Here is a 19,666-nt window from a genome sequence, read left to right on the forward strand (position 1 = left end):
GAGAAAGCGAACACTCCAAAGCCTTCCAATGAGACTAAAAGTAACTATCTTAAACAAAGGCGTAAGATGTAATCATGCTCTGCCAATGATGATTGCCCCTCGCCGAGAAGGAAACAAGTCGGAAACGTGCATCCAAAACAGGTCCGCTACGCCGTCGGGTGAGACGTCCACCGACGTAATGCTCTGTCAAAGGTCATCGCGTCGATGCTGCATAGGAAACATGTCTCCAAATGTGCCCAGGGGCGATGGGGTGTGATGCCGCGCCGCTACTGGTGCCATCATTATCCGTGATACAATCTCCATACGTACTTAAGCATAAACGACCGGCAACATCGAGATGGATGCAGGCATAATGGATGGTTCAACCCTACAAGTTGGTGCCATCGCTGGCCTCGAATTGATTAAAAACCCGATCTCGCTGGCTCGTCTTGTGCTGGAAAGCGAGCATGCCTTCTTGATTGGTAGCGGCGCACAATATTTTGCTCAGGAGGCTGGTATTCCACTATGTAGCCACGAAGATCTGCTGACCGAGCGCCAGTATAACGCCTGGAGAAACAATGAAAGCAGCTCTCTCACATTCTCCGCCAAAGCACTGAGGCAATCGCGCACTTATCGCCTCTTCAGCTAATGAATAAGGAGGGTAGACACGTAATAACCAATTCCAAAGAAGATGGCGAAAAAAACCAATCCGATGAGGATAAGCATTGGCAAGTTGACATGTTTGACCTCTGAACTATTACCGTATGCAGCCTGACGTGCAGATGCCAGATGTCCATTAAGCACCGAATCAAAGGTTGTCGCAGCGCTATTATTCTCGACTGCAACCATGGGGCTATTTACATCGGCCTGCTGCGCATAGTCAGCGTCAGAGCGAGCAAGTACCAAAGGCTGGCTGAGTAAGCCAGAGCGTACGGGCGCAAATTGAGAGAGGCGTGTCTGCGCTTGTGGCTGCGGCTCTGCCTGTGCTTGATAGGCTGGAGCAGGTGTCTGAGCAGGTGCGATAGCAACGGGATAAGGTTGTGCGGGCTCAAGCATATCCGCCAGAGTCTTTAACTCGGAGTGTAAAGCCTCGATAGTGCCAATATATTCAGGGTGCTGAGGAATAAGCGTGCGTGCCACCAACTCACAGACTTCCGGCGGCGTATTGCGGCTGAAGCGCAGGCGTCCATCGGTGGGAGGATCTACCTGACGTGCGTTGGGAGTACGGCCTGATGTCAATAATTGATACATCAACAAGCCAAGCGCACGTGTATCATCGGCGTAGCGTCCTTCGCTCCCCTGTCCCGCCGGTAGCTCTGGATTGGCTAATGATGTACTTTTTCCACCAATCACATTCCAGCTCGCAAAATAATGAGTATCGGAGGGTAGCGCGAAGTTATTGATGTGCACTAATCCTCGCTGGTCACGAATGATGGCCGCTGGCGTGAGATCACCGTGGCAGATCTTACGCGCAGGTGAACTTGCATACATAAGTGCCTGACAAATCTGGACACCGAAATCTACCACGTAGTAGGGCGCAAGCTGTGATTGCAATAAGGTGCCAAAATCATCACCATCTACAAATTCCTGGACAATATATAATGCTTCTGCATCGATAATCAGGTCGTAGATACCGATAATGTTGGGGTGTGTAAATTGCCCGGTCGCACGTATCGCAGCACGGTAGGCGGGCATATGCTCAGCCATCGCAGACTTAAGCGCGATGGTCCGTTGCAATACCTGGTCAAACCCCTGGTAGACAGCACAGGTTGCTCCCTGCTGTACCAAACGCTGTAACAGGTAGCGTCTTTGAATGACCTGGCCTGTTTCCACTGTAAGCCTCTCAAGATTATGCACTTAGACTTCCTTGCATCCAGATAGGTGCCCAAACACCAACCACGAAGATGGCATGCCCTCCCTTCAATTCCTCATCAAACATAGCACAATCATGTCTAAGTTTGTCATCATCCAACAGACGAGATTTATACCGCTCCAGCCCATTAAGCAAGCATCTTGCCATGAGTTAAAGTGGTAAGTCTATCAAGCCTGGATAAGCGGAATTTAGATGGTCCAATACTAAGGATTGAGCATTACTTGGACAACGGGTTTAGTATATCATACAGAATTAGTAACGCAAAGTTCGTTAGGATGCCTGTACCAGTCGGTCACCCGACAAACTTCTTCTAGCGAAATCAAGTATCTACGTTCTTTCATCTATACAATAGATTTGTCTTTAAGTAGCGCAAAAAATAGCCATAGCATTTATATTCTCCAATATAACCCAGAACTGCTATTGATCAGGCTCAATACTATGTCTAGACATGATACAGCCTCGATCAAGATATATCAATGCATTTCAGACATCCTTATCACGCCTGTATGAGCGCCTCAGAAAGGCTACAGCGATTTTGGGAGAGCAAAAACATGATGAGTAGAAACTGGCAAAAGTACTGATTTCCTAGTGCTTCTTCACTTCGAACAGCAGACAAACGAAATCAATGGTTGTAGCAAGAGTAGCTAAAGTAAGCATCTGGGCACGGGTCTCTTCTGAGAGATGCCAATAGTTTGGCGTCATCATCACCAGTTGTGTAATCTCTTCGCGTGACAACTGGAGATCGTAGGTCAAAGCACGCCTGGTCAGAAGCTCGAAATAGGGCATGGACTGCTCAATCACATGCTGCTCTTTATTTTCCTCAATGCCGAGTAGATGAAGTGTCTGACGCAGTTGCCAGATATGAGCGGGACCCGGGATAAGGATCAGGAACAAGCCCGCAGGAGCTAATAGGCGGGCATACTCGGCAAGGTTGCGTGGAGCAAATATATTGAGGATGACATCAAGCACACTGGCGCGTAGAGGCAGCGGGGATTTAAGATCTCCAACCAGAAAAAAGGAGTTTGGATAACGCTTAGAGGCCATTCGTACTGCGTCTTTAGAACTATCGATGCCCAGGCTGACAACGCTCTCACCTTGAGATTGTAGCCGCTCATGGAAGCGTCCACCATAATAACCTTCTCCACATCCAGCATCAAGTACGCATAGTGGTTGCGTGCGTGGCAAGCGAAGCCTCTCAATCAGCAGTTGGTTCAAAAGATCGGAAACAGGCTGATAATAACCTTTGTCAAAGAAGGCTCGTCGAGCCAGCACCATCTCTCTGGTATCACCCAAAACCTTTTTGCGCAGCACATTGACGTAGCCTTCTTTCGCCAGATCAAAGGAGTGAGCATGGCTACAACGCAACATTGAGTGATCCAATAAGAGAGGCTCGCCACACAGCGGACAAATTAACACTTCACCAACAGCAGTAGAATACATGAAACGCTCTCCACATCCATTTTACAATTATAGCGGTCTATCGGGGCTTCATTTTATCATATTGCTGATCCCCGCCACGTACAACACAACGGTGTGCGACAAAGTGAACCATACAAATAGTTATATCTCTATAGCGTGCTTTAGTGGATATGGTAAAATAAGTATAGAATACGATTGTTGAGGAAAATAATCATGGAATACGCGGTGCTCGGCGGTGGAGCTCTGGGATTGATGGCAGCATATCGGCTGACACAGGCTGGTCATTCAGTGATGGTCTTCGAGCGCGAGGGAATGGCTGGTGGCTTAGCATCAGGCTTCCAGATCGATGATGTTTGGCTCGAAAAGTTTTATCATCATATTTTTCGCTCCGACAAAACGGTGATCAACGTAATTGAGGAACTGGATCTCGGTGATCGCCTCGAATGGCAACATCCACGCACAGTCAGCCTGGTCGGCGGCAAGAATTATCAGCTAGATGATCCTATCTCGCTGCTCAAATTTACTCCTTTAAAGATGTATAATCGCTTACGCGTTGGAGCCGTGCTGGCTTTTCTAAAAATTGCCAATCCGAACTGGCTCGAAGGCAAAACCGCCGATCCCTGGCTGGAACGCTGGATGGGCTCATATGCCTATAAGATGATCTTTCAGCAGCTGTTTGTCGGCAAATTTGGCAAGCTCTATGATCAGATCGCACTCCCCTGGTTCTGGGCTCGTATCCACGATCGCACTTCACAGCTCGGCTACTTACGCGGAGGCTTTCAGCTGGTCTATGACCGTCTCCTTGAGCGGATCACACAAAAAGATGGTAAGGTGCTTCTGAATACCAGCGTCGAGAAAGTGTTCCAGAATGAGCAAGGTGGCTGGTCCGTACATACTGATCAGGGACAATGGGACTTTGATCGTGTGATTTCAACTTTACCTACGCGGCTCTCGATGAAGCTGATTCCAGAGCTACCGGAAGAGTATCGCCAGAAGTATGACTGGGGACAGGCGTACGGAGCACATTGTTTGATCCTCGCGCTTGACCGTCAGCTCACCGACAGCTATTGGATCAACCTCTGTGATCCTGGCTATCCTTTCACCGGCATCTTTGAACATACCAACTTCCGCACACCCGCCGAATATGGCGGCCGACATCTCGTCTATTTAGGGAACTATCGCCCCATGGATGATCCACTCTTCAAGAAGAGCAAAGAAGAATTGATTCAAGACTGCATACCCGCCCTGCAAAAGATCGCACCGCAGTTTGAAGCCAGCTGGATTACAGAGAGTTGGAGCTTTTCCGCTCCTTATGCTCAGCCAATCGTCACAACAGACTATCGGCAACACATCCCCTCTCTGCACCCACCGCTGCCCAATCTCTGGATTGCCAATATGTTTCAAATTTATCCACACGACCGCGGACAAACCTATTCTTTAGAGCTGGCGGAAACACTCGTCAAACAGATCAACTAGTAGCGTCGCACGCTCGCGTGCGATGTCCCACTCGACGTACGATCAGGCACGCCAGCGTTGCTCGCCAAAATCTCGCTGTCTCGTACGAGAAACTGGGACATCGCACGCGAGCGTGCGACGCTACGGTGTCTGCGCTTCTCAAAATGAAGAGCATCCACATACGCTGCAAGCCTTGTCAAACGCTTGCAGCATGTGTTATACTGGTCTTGAGCAGAGTAGAATACCTGTATCTATTATCGGGTAAAGATAATATATTCTGTTCATCGGTCAGTCAAGCGTAGACTCAGTCCATGGGTAAGTTCGGCGAGTTTATTGCAGGAATGTCATCGGGGTGTAGCGCAGTCGGTAGCGCGCGGCGTTCGGGACGCCGAGGTCGGAGGTTCGAGTCCTCTCACCCCGACCAGGATGGCACATACTTCCCCTCACAAAAGGGGTCAGGAGCATCACAATCCAATCAGGATCGTTAGTGCGTACAGACAAGAAGTATGTGCCATAATTTTTTTCTCAGGCGGCAAGGAGACTATAGAATGCAGGGATATCAGATCTATGCTACAGCTAGCATCAATAACTGTACGCTGATATCTTTTCATGCCAGCGCATACACCCGGGCGCTGGTCCATCAGAGTAGTCATCTCGTGCCTGTCAGTTCTCCTGGACATGCAATGCTCAGTCCTCAACCTTATCCGCAAAGTCGTCACAGGCGGCGCTAGATCCTGCCGGATGAGACGCAGCGTACACATCGTATGCACCGACTTTCATCCAATTGAGCAGCGATCATCCTTGCTGTCTGTGCGTGTTGTTCACCGGCTTAGACAGAGAGGAAGGAATGCTATTCATGCCTGTTCTTGTATTGAATTCCTCGTTACAGCCTCTCTCGGTCATTCCAGAACGCCGTCTCATCGTGTTACTGTCAAAAAACAAAGTGACATTTGTAGATGAGAATGTGCGTGAATTGATCGAAGAGAGCATTCAACTTCGCCGTCTGGAACTTGAGCGCCCTGTCATTGTACAGCTCCTGGCAAATGTACGGGTTCCTCGAGTTGCTCTACAGCCAACGCGGACAAATATTCTGTTGCGCGATGATGAAACTTGTCAGTATTGTGGCAAACGTAGCCGCGACCTGACGCTCGACCACATTATTCCTCGCTCGCGCGGCGGACAAAGCACGTGGGAAAATCTCGTTGCTTGCTGCAAACATTGCAATGGGAAAAAAGGGAATCGCCTCCTCAAAGAGGTGAATATGCATCTCTCGCGCCAGCCACGGGCGTTGACGCAGGAATATGCCGGCTTTTTCTTACTGCGTTATCCCAAGCTCCGCGAAGCTTATGAGCAATTCATTCTCAGCGCGATAGGTATGCCCAAGACAAGTACTCATCAGGGCATGAGCGCGTAAGATAACTTTTATCGGTTTGTATCTATAATTCTGTACTCATTTTTTCTTAGCTGACTCGATTCAGGGCGTGACCATTTATGGTCGCACAGCTATCATGTTTACGATGGCTCACATGATCAAAGTAGATCAGCACCATAGATACCCATCACGCCCATCCTCATAGCACCGACTCCGCTCCAGGTCACCACATTTTTTATCCAGGACAAAAAACGCTGACGAATGTGAAAAAAGCGTTTACAATAGTATATGTCCAATGCATTGGGCGCATACTATTGTGAACGCTAAGTTATACAAAAGGAGTTTGTGCTATGTTCATAGCCGTTAATAAATTGGCCGGTCCAGGTACACCACACGGAGAGGCAATATTAGAAGGGTTCAAGAAAGCTATTCCCGGGATGAAACAGTTCAAAGGCTTTCGCGGTATGGAGATCTGGACCGCTACCGATGGCTCGGTTAGCGCCATTTCACGCTGGGATTCAGAAGAGGCTCTGGAAGAGTATACATCGAGCCCTTTATTTGGTCAGCATCATGGTGCACCAAGCCAACATGGCCATTCAGGAAGCCAGCATGGTAGCGCAGAGGCAGAAAAGCCCCAGGAGCAGCGCGCACCTGGAGTGCTCTACTACAACGCTGAAGTGCTCGACTAAAAGTCCGGCCAAGTTTCTTATAAGCGAGGCGCTACTGTTCTGTAGCTCGTACGAGACAGCTAGATCTCGGCGGGCTACTCTGTCAAAGATCATCGCATCGATGTCGCATTGGAGACACGCACCCCAATGGGGTGAAACGCTCACCGACGTAGCGGCGCGGCTCCGCCGTGCTGTCTGTAACTCGTACGACCACGCTCCTGATGAGGTTCCATTGCGTGATCTTTCCACGGCGAATCATCTCATTTGCGTTGCTTTCAGATGCAGGTGGGAACGTTTTCGTGCGTCCAGTGACAGCACGGCGGAGCCGCGCCGCTACGTCTGCTGGCCTAGACGCCGTGAGCGAAAGGGGTTTAACCCTATCTTCACAGCATGTCCGTTGGCGTACAACGCTACTAGATATTATTTGTGCTTCCACTGGAGCTCCCACCGTTAGAGTTACCACTTCCAGCTGTGATGGTACCAGTTACATTGCCGTTATTGCTATCGATAGTCAGCTTCATCTGTACTTGAAGCGTGCTGGCATCGGTGCCCGTTAGCTGAGCAGTCACACTCCACTGCTTTGCAGTATCGAGTTGGCTGATGGCACCTTCATAGACTGGCTGTCCAGTGCTCGATAGGAGGGCTACTGTAGAGCTACTGATGGCAACTGTGTCTCCTTCACCTATGGATGTCCCCTGAAGTTCGACCTCCACATTGCCTGTGGGTCCATTGGAGATGTTCATATCTAACTGGATCGTCACAAGGCCGCTTCTACGCGACTCTCGTTGCGTCATCTGGCCCGCCAGGTTGCCCGTAAATGACTGAGGAAATGTCGTTTGCGGAGCTGTGGTCTGGGGCGTGGCCGATGTGCCCGGAGAGAATGGTGAAAAGGGGATCACGTTTCCTCCAGTTGAGCTTGATGAGGTGGAGGTTACACTCTGGCTGCTCGTTGTAGCCGCCCATCCGGCTTGCAATGGACCAAGCACAGCCCAGGCGGTCCCGCCCAGGACTACGCATACGGTGACAAGGGCCAGTAAAGGATGCGCACGACGTCGCTGTGTGCTCACGATCGTACTCCCCACGGCTACAACACCAACTCCTGGCGCTCTGACTACTTCTGAGGCGTCTGCTGGCCGCGAGATGACTTTATTGACGGGTTGTAGCAGTCTCATGACGAGCAAGGTACCGATCAAGAAGATGCTGATCAGATAAATTGCCGTCCCCCACCACGTGCGCGAGTCGCTACCCGAAGCGATGCCATGAACGGCGATCATGATATATATGAAGAGGGTAAGGATATGCAAACGTCTCCACCATTTATAACCAATCAAAGGTCGTACCCATGCGCTGAGTCCGATCGCCAATCCCAGGTAGAGAGAGATGATTCCAAAAGCGGTCCAGATAGGACGATAATGGCTCATAAAGGGGATGAACACCTCGCTCCAACTGAAGCTGGTGAAGGGATCAAGCCAGATCGCCAGAATATGGATGCTCGCAAAGATGAGAGCAAGCAGGGAGAGAAAATTGTGGAGCTCATTGTTAATGATACGTGGCCAACGCGACGATGATTGCCAGTGCGATGATAAGGCTAATCCCATAGCCACAGCGAAAGTTAGCAAGGCAAAAGCGGTAAAACCGCCCGCACGTGCAATATTCCAGGTGATTGTTTCTAATAAACTCATCACTCAACCTCTTTCTGATCCTCAACAGACATTGAGTCTTTAGGCCAGGAACCCACTGTGACATAGGATCCATCCTCTAAAATCAATAGACCCGCCAGGCCATGCAGACGCAAGAAAGCGCTACCCTCTTCAGCTCCCAGCAGAAAGGCTACCTTGGCCGCGATATCAGCCTGTCGACATTGAGCAGCCGCCACGGTCACAGACCAGAGATGAGTATCAGCCGATAATCCTGTACGCGGGTCCAGCAAATGATGTCGGATGTGCGTTCCCTGTTGCCAGTGGCGACGCGCAATACCCGATGTCGCCAGCGCTCCATGATGAAATGGGATCACCCAGGAGGTGGTTTTCCCTTGTATTTTAATCGGCCACTGCTGCTCAATCTGGGGCACCCCCTGCACAACCAGATCGCCACCGGCATTCACGAGCGAGGTCGTGATGCCTGCTTGACGTAGACTTTCCATCGCCGCATCAACGGCCATCCCCTTGGCAATACCGCCAAAATCCAGCTGCACGTCCTCTGGTAGGATCACCAGACGTGCACCAGCAGTCGTTTGGATATCACGCCACTGCCCGCCTGGAGTAATGGGCTGTGCGACCTCTGGTAAGGTCTCCGGAATAGCATCGAAGGTACGATCATAGCCCGCCTGGACAAGCTGCTTGAGTAAAGTAGGATCGTAGAGACCATCCGTCGAGTGAGCAGCCTCCAGTGCACTACTCAGCACCGAAAAAAGCAGACGACTTACCATCACAGGCTTGCCCGCCAGGCGATTGAGTTGTGAAAGTTCGCTTTCAGGTAAGAAACGACTCAACGTCTGCTCCCAATACTCAAAGAGTGCATGGATAATCTCTGCTCCCTGCTCAAACTGTTCCTCGGGGAGGAGAAAAGAGATGGTGGTTCCCATCGCGCGAAAATCTGAATATGTCAATCCTGCTGGAACATACATAACTTCACGACGCCTGTGAGCCAGATACGGATGACGATCCTCCAAAACCTGATCTGTTGTGCTGATTGTTTCCAAAACCATATCCTCCTCCCTGCTGTTGCTGAAAGTAATTGCCACCAGTGGGTGGAGTAGTCGAGTTTGAACCGGAATTCGTGCCCCCATCAGTGCCTGATGGGGATGCTGAAGTTGTCTGGCCGCTGGCAGAGACGCTATGACTCGCGACCAAAGCGCTCAGCAAGCCAAAGGCCACCAGAGATCCAGCAATGACCCATCCTTTTAGCTTCCGAACAACAGTTAAAGCCTCAGCTTTAGGCATTCTGCCCTGTGCAGGTGAGCCCAATTTTTCTGATAAAGACATTCTGAAACGAGAAGAACGCTTTTCGGCTAAAAAAGCCTCAGTTTCAGCATCATCGTCATACTCATACTCATACTCACTGTCTGGCGACTGAGCAAGCGTAGTATCAGCATGCTCCTCAGAGTATGATTGATAAGGCATAGGCCTGTATTCATGATTTTCATCAAAATGGGACATCTCTTCTCTCTCCAGACCATATAGAACATACATCTATAGTAGCAAACCCTAGTAGACATTCTTAAGTATAGTTTGATGCAATGAAATATCTGTCAGATTGTTGTAAATTTTTTTTAAAAAGCTTGTATCTTCGCAATTAGAGAAGTTATAGAGGTAAAATCAACGTGCTATCAGGCCTAAAAATAGAAGTTTTGATAATCGTACAAAATCAACTCAAAAAAGTGTTGACAAAACCGCAAGCATGATGTACTATGTCAATATCAAGAACGCCTGTATGTGCAGGTGAGCTGGTGACGTTAGCGAAGAGGGCACACCCGTTCCCATCCCGAACACGGTAGTTAAGCTCTTCCTCCCCGATGATACTATATGGGCAACTGTATGGGAAAATAGGAAGTCGCCGTCTCACCCGCCCACATGGGCGTTTTTTGATGCCCACTTTCAAGCACTGCACTGCTTCCTTACTTGCAAATAAACCACCTCTGAATTTTTCGCTCATAGAAGGATCAATTATACAAATCTGGCTTGACCCGCTCCCGAAAATCATGTAAGCTTTCTATGCGAGAGCCCTCTTTAGTGATCTATATGCAATCGTAATCAAAAGCAGCGACAGACCCAACAAGGGTTTCTCGCAGATCCATTTCTGCTCATATACTGAACCTATCAACAAGCGATCTGGCAACATCAGCTCTCGCTCTCCTGGAGACAGCGTTATACCAGAAAGGATGCTAAGATGACAGCTACCACAGATACATGGATCGTACAGATATTTGAGACAATCGATGCAATGCAGGCTGATAAGTTCGCTACCTATTTCGCTGAGGAAAGCATCTTCCGCTTTGGAAATTCTGAACCTGCTCATGGACGGCAGGCTATTAAGGATGCGAATACAGCTTTCTTCAACACAATCGCGAAGCTAGAACATCATAGAACAGGCGTATGGTATGGTGAGTGGGAGCATGGCCAGGTATTTTCTGTCGAAGCTGAGGTCATCTACACACGCAAAGACGGAACAAAAACAGAACCGCTTCCTGTGACCAGTACTATTCGAACACAAGCCGGCGAGATCAAAGACTATCGAATTTTCATGGATATCTCGCCCCTTTTTGCATAGAACATATAAATAAGCATAAAAAAAGACCTTACTCGTGCATGAGTAGGGTCTCTCTTCTTAGAAGAATACAACTCGCATAGGATCTGTCCTCAATTTTGCCGAGCCCCGCGTGCGATCAACCGTCGCTGAAGCAGAGAACCCGCATTCAAAGTCCATGATGAAGATACATTGTGAAACAAGCCGCTCGATCATTAGGGCGACTTCGCTGCGTCCGTTACCGGATGTCCACGTGTCGTCTATCTACCAAGTAGTCTGCTTGGGATCTTAAGCATCCGAAAATGCTGGGAGAACTCATCTTGGGTGCGGCTTCGCGCTTAGATGCCTTCAGCGCTTATCCCTTCTTGACATAGCTATCCAGCTGTGGCCTGGGCAGGCCAACTGGCACACCAGCGGTCAAGCCATCTCGGTCCTCTCGTACTGGAGATGACGCCCCTCAATTCTCCTACGCCCACGACGGATAGAGACCGAACTGTCTCGCGACGTTCTGAACCCAGCTCGCGTGCCGCTTTCATGGGCGAACAGCCCAACCCTTGGGACCTACTCCAGCCCCAGGATGCGACGAGCCGACATCGAGGTGCCAAACCTTGCCGTCGATGTGAACTCTTGGGCAAGATAAGCCTGTTATCCCCGGGGTAGCTTTTATCCGTTGAGCCACACTCCTTCCACTCGGGAATGTGGGATCACTAAGCCCGACTTTCGTCCCTGCTCGACCTGTCCGTCTTGCAGTCAAGCTCCCTTCTGCCTTTACACTCTTATGGGTGATGTCCATCCACCCTGAGGGAACCTTTGGGCGCCTCCGTTACCCTTTGGGAGGCGACCGCCCCAGTCAAACTACCCGCCTGACCTTGTCTGCGTCCCGGATCACGGTGACGCATGAGACACAAACTGTATCGAGAGTGGTATTTCACTGCTGTCTCCCCTACCCCCACAAGGATAGGTTCTCCGACTCCCACCTATGCTACGCACGATCCACCTCGTATCCAGATCAAGGTGTAGTAAAGCTCCACGGGGTCTTTTTGTCCTGTCGTGGGTAACCCGTATCTTCACGGGTACTTCAATTTCGCCGAGTCCTCTGTCGAGACAGTGCTCAACTCGTTACTCCTTTCGTGCGGGTCGGAACTTACCCGACAAGGAATTTCGCTACCTTAGGACCGTTATAGTTACGGCCGCCGTTCACCGGGGCTTAGATTCGCAGCTACGATCACCGCTCCTCGTAACCTTCCGGCACTGGGCAGGAGTCAGCCCCTATACTTCCGCTTTCGCGTTCGCAGAGACCTGTGTTTTTGGTAAACAGTCGGTTGAGCCAATTTCTTGCAACCCCCTCACGCCATCTCCGAAAAGACATCGCTACTAGGGCACCCCTTCTTCCGAAGGTACGGGGTCAATTTGCCGAGTTCCTTAACAGAGGGTCGCTCGATCACCTGGGGAGATTTCCCCCTGCCTACCAGTGTCGGTTTGCGGTACGGGCGGAGTAGGCTTCTGGCGAGAGGCTTTTCTTGGCGGCGTAGGGCGCAATGACTTCCGCAGTCTTGCGACCGCTCGCTGCACTGGTCACGCACAGGACTCCGGGATTTTCCTCGGCGTCGCGCTTCCATATACAGACCCATCCTGTCCATTCGATGGGCTCACCTTCCTTACCGCGTCCCCCCATTGCTCGTAACGAAGTACTCCGGTGCAGGAATGTCCAACCTGCTTTCCATCGCCTACGACTATGACGTCCTCGGCTTAGGACCCGACTCACCCTGGGACGATTGACGGTGCCCAGGAACCCTCAGGCATTCGGTGTGTCTGGTTTTCACAGACATGACGCTACTCATTCCGGCATTCTCACTTCTGGACGCTCCACCAGTTCTTTCGATCTGGCTTCTCTGCCTCCAGAACGCTCCCCTACCAACCCTCTTTGACGTAAACGTCAAAGAAAATTCCATAGCTTCGGTAACGCGCTTGAGCCTCGATACGTTGTCGGTGCCACTCCACTCGACCAGTGAGCTATTACGCACTCTTTCAATGATGGCTGCTTCTAAGCCAACATCCTGGCTGTTTGGGCGAAATGACTCCCTTTGACACTAAGCGCATATTTAGAGACCTTAGCTGATGGTCTGGGCTGTTTCCCTTTCGACAATGAAGCTTAGCCCCCACTGTCTCACTTGCATGCAATCTGTCCTGGCATTCGGAGTTTGGTTGGGTTTGGTAACCCGCAAAAGGCCCCTAGCCCATTCAGTGCTCTACCTCCAGGATAGTTCTCAATCATGCAGCTGTACCTCAATACATTTCGGGGAGAACCAGCTATCTCCGTGTTCGATTGGAATTTCTCCCCTATCCACAAGTCATCCCCCAGTTTTGCAACACTGGTGGGTTCGAGCCTCGACGGACTGTCACATCCGCTTCACTCTGCTCATGGATAGCTCACACGGTTTCGGGTCGCATCGCCGCAACGGTCGCCTTGTTCAGACTCGATTGCTCTGTGGCTCCCCAACTTTACCGTTGGTTAACCAGGCTACGACGATGCACTCGCCGGATCATTCTACAAAAGGCACGCCATTAGCCCTTGGTCTCGCAAGAGACAGTGGCCTCTGACTGCTGGTGAGTACGTGGTTTCAGGGTCTCTTTCATCCCCCTCTCGGGGTGCTTTTCACCTTTCCCTCACGGTACTTGTTCGCTATCGGTCGCTGAAGATGTTTAGCCTTGGAGGGTGGTCCCCCCAGCTTCCCACAAGGTTTCACGTGCCTCGTGGTACTCAGGATACCGATCCACGTTGACAAACCGTCCTCTACGGGACTCTCACCCGCTCTGGTGGCGCTTTCCAACGCCTTCGAGTAGTTCATCATTGCTTGATATCGGTCCTACAACCCCGGTTGTTCCGAAGAACCTCCGGTTTGGGCTGTTCCCGGTTCGCTCGCCACTACTACGGGAATCTCGGTTGATTTCTTTTCGTCGGGTTACTGAGATGTTTCAGTTCACCCACTGCCCCCCGTCACTGCCTATGTGTTCAGCAGGCGGTTTCCAGACATCACTCTGGAAGAGTTGCCTCATTCGGAATCTTGGGGCTCATCGCTTGCATGCAGCTCCCCCCAAACGTTTCGCCGGTCTCCGCGTCCTTCTTCGGTCTTCAGCGCCAAGGCATCCACCTCGTACTCTGTGTAGCTTGTTCTCTACATCTTTGTCATGTCTTGAATGCTTGACATTTTATCTGTTGGTGATAAAAACTTTCGATCCTCTGCTTCAGTTTCGGCTGACCACACATTGCGCTCAGCAAAATTGAAGAGATATCCTATGCAGTTGTAAACGTGCAAGATTGGCGCACACCACGAGCCGTAGCTCGTGGGGCGAAACCCCAACCTCTGGAGAGTGGAAACCAGCGCAGATATGCTGGACAGATGTACCATGTCCCTGTGTCGACCTGGAAGTGAGTAAAGGTTAGATCGTCTGTCCCTGTGGGACAAACCCTTTACTGTAGCTCCCTAGAAAGGAGGTGATCCAGCCGCACCTTCCGGTACGGCTACCTTGTTACGACTTCACCCCAATCACTGACCCCACCCTCGACGCTTGCCTCTCCGAAGAGTTAGCCCAGCGGCTTCAAGTGTTGCCAACTTTCGTGGTGTGACGGGCGGTGTGTACAAGACCCGGGAACGTATTCACCGTAGTGTGCTGACCTACGGTTACTAGCAACTCCACCTTCACGGAGGCGAGTTTCAGCCTCCGATCTGAACTGAGGCCAGGTTTGACGAGATTAGCTCCCCCTCGCGGGTTGGCAACTCTTTGTCCTGACCATTGTAGCGTGTGTGTCGCCCAAGGCGTAAGGGCCGTGCTGACTTGACGTCATCCCCGCCTTCCTCCATTTTGAAATGGCAGTTTCGTTAGATCGATTCAACTAACGACAGGGGTTGCGCTCGTTGCGGGACTTAACCCAACATCTCACGACACGAGCTGACGACAGCCATGCAGCACCTGTGGATCCGCTCCGAAGAGACAGCGCATTACCGCTGGTGCAAATCCATGTCAAGCCTTGGTAAGGTTCTTCGCGTTGCATCGAATTAAACCACACGCTCCGCTGCTTGTGCGGGTCCCCGTCAATTCCTTTGAGTTTTAATCTTGCGACCGTACTCCCCAGGCGGACCACTTATCGTGTTAACTGCGACACTGAAGGGGTCGATACCCCCAACGTCTAGTGGTCATCGTTTACGGCTAGGACTACCAGGGTATCTAATCCTGTTCGCTCCCCTAGCTTTCGCACCTGAGCGTCAGGTACTTCCCAGGACACTGCCTTCGCCATTGGTGTTCCTCCGGATATCTACGCATTTCACCACTCCACCCGGAATTCCGTGTCCCTCTGAAGCCCTCAAGTCAGACAGTTTCCAGAACACTTCGTCGGTTAAGCCGACGACTGTCACTCCAGACTGATCTGACCGCCTGCGTGCGCTTTACGCCCAGTAACTCCGGACAACGCTCGCCTCCTACGTATTACCGCGGCTGCTGGCACGTAGTTAGCCGAGGCTGATTCCTCTGGTACCGTCCGTTCTCGTCCCAGAGAAAAGCAGTTTACGATCCGAAAACCTTCTTCCTGCACGCGGCGTTGCTCGTTCAGGGTTGCCCCCATTGACGAAAATTCCTCACTGCTGCCCCCCGTAGGAGTCTGGGCCGTTCTCAATCCCAGTGTGGCTGATCGTCCTCTCAGACCAGCTATCGATCGACGTCTTGGTGAGCCATTACCCCACCAACAAACTAATCGAGCGCAGGCTCATCCCAGGGCGTCTTTGCAGACTTTGCTCTTTGCAGAGCGTATGCGGTATTGTCGGCGATTTCTCGCCGGTATTCCTCACCTCGGGGTAGATTGCCCACGTGTTACTCACCCGTCCGCCACTCTCTGATTACTCAGAGCGTTCGACTTGCATGTGTTAGGCACGCCGCCAGCGTTTATCCTGAGCCAGGATCAAACTCGCCATCAAATGTTTTTATAAAACACCTCATCACAGCGGACGAGATGCGAAAAAGCATATGCGTTAAGTTGCGATCATGACCAAGTTACATTAACATTGGCTATAAATTCGCAGAGATTATGGTCACCGCACATGACATGCGGGACCGAATTGACAGGAACGTGAAACACCTGTGTGTTCCAGTTACTGTTCTGCTTTCCACTCTTCAGTTGTCAAGGTACAATCTACGAAAACGTCTGTTTTCGTGTGGGTCGAGCGTTTCGTTGTTTTGTGTCTCGCTCGTTCCGTAGCTGTAGTATCGCATATCCCTTGTGCTTTGTCAAGCGTTTTCCGAGCAATTTTTGCGCGGTTCCGAAAACTCGTGATTCGTGTCGTTCGGCCTGTCAAGACAGGCCAGAGGACCAGAAAAAAGAGCCGACACACCCTACGGGAGAGTCTCAACCAATGTTGGGAAAGTCCAGCGAGATGAATCTCGGAGAGCCACTTTAGCGTGGCACAACTGATGCGTAAGGACAGGAGCACGTTCTCTTGCAGAAGATTCGGTGATTGTCGCTTTTTGACAGCTTTGTGATTATGCCACAGGTATCCCACTCCTGTCAAGCCCTATGACTATCAGTTTCAAAATCCGGGTAAGGAGATTTGAGGAGAAAAGAAAAAAAGAGATACCGTACCTATCTAAGTCTTGAAGCCCGAAGTAGGTACGGTATCTCTTTAAGAATGCTTAATTATTTCAGTAATTTTTGTACAAATGTTTTTGGTGTTAAACCAAAGACAGTCTCCAGGCTATTCGTAGGGGTAGCATTGCTTGGTACGACAATAGCGTGAGACAAAGGTTGGTTAAAACCACTGAAATTAACGATAGCTACACCCGTCGTCATGCCGGCCAGCGGAATAATGTTCGTAGCACCGGATGTGTTAGCAACAATATTTGCATTAAATTCAGTCTTACGGATATAGAAAGTACTCTCATCAATCCAAACATCAACAATCACAGTAGCCGATCGTGCACTGGTAACCATCTGACTCAGTGTCTGCTGACCAAAAGAATGCTGCAACTTCGAACTCTGCTGAAGCAACTGCGTCAAGGCACTCTTATTAAATGTAACCGTTAAGTGACGCACCGTCGCTCCACTCAGAGTCTCATCGTGATGATCGGTTAATTTCATATCCGCAATACCACTGCGCAAAAGAACTTTATCAATAGTAGCGCCTGTGAGCAGCTGAGAGTATTGGAGTACGGACTGATTTGAGCTCAAATCATACCATTTGCCGTGTTGATTCTGGATATAAAGTTTATTCCCCTGGACAACTTCAGCAACATTCATTCCATGTCCATTGACGTGACTGTTCAAATTGTAATGCTGATTCTGGCCTTCTTGATCGCCAGTACCGGTTGTCGTTACCCCCACAGTCACAGGATCAGAGCCGGATGCGGTTTTGCTCGCCTGGATACTCGCAGTAGAGGTAATAGTCATATGCTGGGTTCTCAAACCTTGCATGGCGCTCAAGCTTTTTGTCAAAACCTGTGATGGGGTAAGGCCATTAGCACCTGCATTTAATGTACATGCACTCATAAGTAGAGCGAGTACTCCCATCAAAAGCATCAAAGATGGGTAATGTTGACGCACTCTCAAAATCAAAGCTCCTTCTTTTGCATATGGATTTACATATTTCACAGCCGTTCCATAGCGCCTATATTTAGTACGCATTTCTATAGTAGCATGTATAAAATCACATTCAGTGGTATAATAGGGACAAAAATAGAGCATAGTAAAATTACTTTACTATAAATACTTCATCTGGTATATTTAAAAGGATTCAAGGTAGCTAAAAATGAAGCGACATTGCTGTGTTCCAGACAATGTCGCTTTAGAATAATGCTTATATCAAGCTGAAATGTATGCCGCTACTCCTATTGACTTACGCCAAAGATGGTGGCAGGATCTGTAGTAGGAGTTGCATTAGCAGGAGCTGTGATTGTCACAGGATCATTAAATTTGCTCAGATTAATTTTTGAGTCAACCGAGGTCATCGCTACTGAAGGCGCCGTCTTGGAGACCTTCGAAGGATCTGCCACAATTTTCAGTTTAAATTCACTCTGATGAACATAATAATCGCTCTCACCAATCCAGACGTCAACTACTGCGGAGAATTCTTTGGCGCTACTGATAATTGAGTCTATCGTTTGTTGGCCCAAAGAGCTCTTTAATTGAGGATCCTGCTGGAGCAATTGCGTTAGAGCGTTTTTATCCAGTGAAGCTGTCAGATGGCGTACAGTGATGCCATTCAGTTTCTCGTCATTATGATCAACCAGCTTGATATCCTGTAAGACACCCAGCAGTGATGTTTGATCAATAGAGACACCTGAGAACAAATTGGAATACTGACCACTTACCTGGCTGGCACTGAGAACATACCATTTGCCTTGCTGATTCTGAATATATACTTTGTCGCCCTTCACTATTTCAGCGAGCTGAACCGATTGCTGTCCGGACTTGGTCGTCAGTTTGAGGCTCTGATCCTTACCCTGCTGATCGCCCGAACCTGTTACTGTTGCAGTTGTGCTCACCGCTGTCGGCGTGGATGATGTATTGCTCGCCTGCGAACTTGTAGTTGCAGCGGCGGCGCTTGTCGTCGATGTAATCTCAAGATGTGATGATTTCAAGTTTTTCATAGCAGTGGCACTCTTCTGGATAATCTGTGCCGGAGTCAGCGTGCTCTTGGTTCCAGTAGTAGTCGTCGTCGATGTACATGCGCTTACAAACAACGCCAATACGATGAGCGAAAAGAACAAAAATGAATATTTTTGATGTGCTCTCACAGTAAGCTCCCTCATTTTATGTATATATACCATTAGATTGTTGCAATGATACTCCATTACTCCTATTTAGATACGTTGGAAGAGTAGCAAATAGTTTCGGCAAAACCAAGGTATCGGGATTTATCCAGCAGGCTTATAAAAAATTGTAGATACTGCGATGACACGTGATACCATATGGAAAGTCGTCTCCTTAAAGTCATATCCTTAGAGAGAGAATAGTATAGTTAGTGAAAGAAATACTTTATCAGAGGATTTTCAGTTATGGCAAAGCAACCTTTTTATCGCAGAATTGATGCTGACCTTGAATTGAAGTTGGTAACCGAACAAGATGCTCCAACTCTTTTTCATTTGATAGATACAAACCGTGTATATCTCAGCCAATGGCTACCCTGGATTGAAGCAACACAGACAGTACAGGACGAGCTCGCCTATATCCGTAGTGCTCAAGCACAATATCAAAGTAATGAAACGATCTCCTGCTCAATCTGGTATCAAGGCCAGATAGTGGGAACGATTGGCTACCATCCTTTTAATTGGATCAGTCGAAGCGTAGAAATCGGCTATTGGCTGGCCGCCCAGTTTCAAGGCAAGGGTATCATGACCAGAGCTTGCCAGACACTGATCTCCTATGCCTTTGATGATCTCCAATTTGATAAAGTAGAAATTCGCTGCGCTCTGGATAACATACGCAGCTGTGCTATCCCACAACGGCTGGGGTTTCACGAGGAAGGTATCATCCATGAAGGCGAATGGCATCATGACCACTACGTTGATTTGCGGCTCTACAGCTTGCAGGTAAGCGCGTGGAAACATCGCAACGCTTCTTAAATGTACGCCTTGCAACCATAGTACCTACAAAACGTATTTTTGCTG

16 protein-coding genes, 1 tRNA gene and 3 rRNA genes are annotated in these 19,666 nt (G+C 49.6%); 9 read left to right on the forward strand and 11 right to left on the reverse strand.

What is annotated here, in order from left to right; all coding sequences use genetic code 11:
• Positions 1 to 352 precede the first annotated feature (352 nt).
• On the forward strand, positions 353 to 628 hold the full coding sequence (locus AC27N8_RS22400; protein WP_487069621.1) for an isoaspartyl peptidase/L-asparaginase: 276 nt from the start codon (positions 353 to 355) through the stop codon (positions 626 to 628).
• On the opposite strand, the gene AC27N8_RS22405 is transcribed toward AC27N8_RS22400, so the two are convergent.
• Positions 625 to 1,836: a serine/threonine protein kinase gene (locus AC27N8_RS22405; protein ID WP_487069622.1), complete on the reverse strand. Its 1,212-nt coding sequence runs from the start codon at positions 1,834 to 1,836 to the stop codon at positions 625 to 627. The two genes, AC27N8_RS22400 and AC27N8_RS22405, sit on opposite strands and share 4 nt — an antisense overlap.
• Positions 1,837 to 2,437: 601 nt before the next feature.
• Positions 2,438 to 3,292, reverse strand: coding sequence for a putative RNA methyltransferase (locus tag AC27N8_RS22410; protein WP_487069623.1), 855 nt, complete (start codon positions 3,290 to 3,292; stop codon positions 2,438 to 2,440).
• Positions 3,293 to 3,484: 192 nt separating this feature from the next.
• Between AC27N8_RS22410 and AC27N8_RS22415 the strand changes: the two genes are divergently transcribed.
• A complete protein-coding gene (locus tag AC27N8_RS22415) occupies positions 3,485 to 4,747 on the forward strand; it encodes an NAD(P)/FAD-dependent oxidoreductase (RefSeq protein WP_487069624.1) in 1,263 nt (420 codons plus the stop codon).
• On the opposite strand, the gene AC27N8_RS22420 is transcribed toward AC27N8_RS22415, so the two are convergent.
• Positions 4,744 to 4,905 carry a hypothetical protein gene (locus AC27N8_RS22420; RefSeq protein WP_487069625.1) on the reverse strand — a complete coding sequence of 54 codons (162 nt, stop codon included), beginning with the start codon at positions 4,903 to 4,905 and terminating at the stop codon, positions 4,744 to 4,746. The two genes, AC27N8_RS22415 and AC27N8_RS22420, sit on opposite strands and share 4 nt — an antisense overlap.
• 169 nt (positions 4,906 to 5,074) lie before the next feature.
• On the opposite strand from AC27N8_RS22420, the gene AC27N8_RS22425 reads away from it, so the two are divergent.
• The 4 genes from AC27N8_RS22425 to AC27N8_RS22440 all read left to right on the forward strand — a co-directional run bounded on the left by AC27N8_RS22425 (position 5,075) and on the right by AC27N8_RS22440 (position 6,787).
• Positions 5,075 to 5,150: transfer RNA gene (locus tag AC27N8_RS22425), tRNA-Pro, on the forward strand.
• Positions 5,151 to 5,274: 124 nt separating this feature from the next.
• Positions 5,275 to 5,457, forward strand: a complete 183-nt coding sequence (locus tag AC27N8_RS22430; RefSeq protein WP_487069626.1) for a hypothetical protein — start codon at positions 5,275 to 5,277, stop codon at positions 5,455 to 5,457.
• Positions 5,458 to 5,582: 125 nt separating this feature from the next.
• Positions 5,583 to 6,140, forward strand: a complete 558-nt coding sequence (locus AC27N8_RS22435) for an HNH endonuclease (RefSeq protein WP_487069627.1) — start codon at positions 5,583 to 5,585, stop codon at positions 6,138 to 6,140.
• A 308-nt stretch (positions 6,141 to 6,448) separates the two neighbouring features.
• The gene (locus AC27N8_RS22440; protein WP_487069628.1) at positions 6,449 to 6,787 is read left to right on the forward strand and encodes an antibiotic biosynthesis monooxygenase family protein; all 339 of its coding nucleotides are present in this window, start codon (positions 6,449 to 6,451) and stop codon (positions 6,785 to 6,787) included.
• An 82-nt stretch (positions 6,788 to 6,869) separates the two neighbouring features.
• On the opposite strand, the gene AC27N8_RS22445 is transcribed toward AC27N8_RS22440, so the two are convergent.
• The 4 genes from AC27N8_RS22445 to AC27N8_RS22460 are packed head-to-tail and all read right to left on the reverse strand — an operon-like array spanning position 6,870 to position 9,888.
• On the reverse strand, positions 6,870 to 7,202 hold the full coding sequence (locus AC27N8_RS22445) for a hypothetical protein (RefSeq protein WP_487069629.1): 333 nt from the start codon (positions 7,200 to 7,202) through the stop codon (positions 6,870 to 6,872).
• Entirely contained in the window at positions 7,180 to 8,448 is a 1,269-nt protein-coding gene (locus AC27N8_RS22450; RefSeq protein ID WP_487069630.1) for a ferric reductase-like transmembrane domain-containing protein, read from the reverse strand. Before AC27N8_RS22450 ends, AC27N8_RS22445 begins: the two co-directional genes overlap by 23 nt.
• Positions 8,448 to 9,473: an FAD:protein FMN transferase gene (locus AC27N8_RS22455; RefSeq protein ID WP_487069631.1), complete on the reverse strand. Its 1,026-nt coding sequence runs from the start codon at positions 9,471 to 9,473 to the stop codon at positions 8,448 to 8,450. The genes AC27N8_RS22450 and AC27N8_RS22455 overlap by 1 nt, the downstream gene beginning before the upstream one ends.
• Positions 9,397 to 9,888, reverse strand: a complete 492-nt coding sequence (locus tag AC27N8_RS22460) for a hypothetical protein (protein WP_487069632.1) — start codon at positions 9,886 to 9,888, stop codon at positions 9,397 to 9,399. Before AC27N8_RS22460 ends, AC27N8_RS22455 begins: the two co-directional genes overlap by 77 nt.
• A 322-nt stretch (positions 9,889 to 10,210) precedes the next feature.
• Here AC27N8_RS22460 and rrf point away from each other — a divergent pair.
• A 5S ribosomal RNA gene (gene rrf, locus AC27N8_RS22465) occupies positions 10,211 to 10,327 on the forward strand.
• A gap of 327 nt (positions 10,328 to 10,654) precedes the next feature.
• Positions 10,655 to 11,035, forward strand: coding sequence for a nuclear transport factor 2 family protein (locus tag AC27N8_RS22470; protein WP_487069633.1), 381 nt, complete (start codon positions 10,655 to 10,657; stop codon positions 11,033 to 11,035).
• Positions 11,036 to 11,206: 171 nt separating this feature from the next.
• On the opposite strand, the gene AC27N8_RS22475 is transcribed toward AC27N8_RS22470, so the two are convergent.
• From AC27N8_RS22475 to AC27N8_RS22490, 4 genes are all read right to left on the reverse strand, one after another.
• Positions 11,207 to 14,186, reverse strand: a 23S ribosomal RNA gene (locus AC27N8_RS22475).
• 314 nt (positions 14,187 to 14,500) lie between these two features.
• A 16S ribosomal RNA gene (locus AC27N8_RS22480) occupies positions 14,501 to 15,981 on the reverse strand.
• A 716-nt stretch (positions 15,982 to 16,697) separates the two neighbouring features.
• Positions 16,698 to 17,600, reverse strand: a complete 903-nt coding sequence (locus AC27N8_RS22485; RefSeq protein ID WP_487074731.1) for a DUF6612 family protein — start codon at positions 17,598 to 17,600, stop codon at positions 16,698 to 16,700.
• Positions 17,601 to 17,884: 284 nt separating this feature from the next.
• Positions 17,885 to 18,793 (reverse strand): LolA-like protein, encoded by a 909-nt coding sequence (locus tag AC27N8_RS22490; RefSeq protein ID WP_487069634.1) that lies wholly within the window; start codon positions 18,791 to 18,793, stop codon positions 17,885 to 17,887.
• 261 nt (positions 18,794 to 19,054) lie between these two features.
• Between AC27N8_RS22490 and AC27N8_RS22495 the strand changes: the two genes are divergently transcribed.
• Positions 19,055 to 19,621, forward strand: a complete 567-nt coding sequence (locus AC27N8_RS22495) for a GNAT family N-acetyltransferase (RefSeq protein ID WP_487069635.1) — start codon at positions 19,055 to 19,057, stop codon at positions 19,619 to 19,621.
• Positions 19,622 to 19,666 lie beyond the last annotated feature (45 nt).

The sequence above is a fragment of the Dictyobacter sp. Z7_2 genome (genome assembly GCF_057551105.1).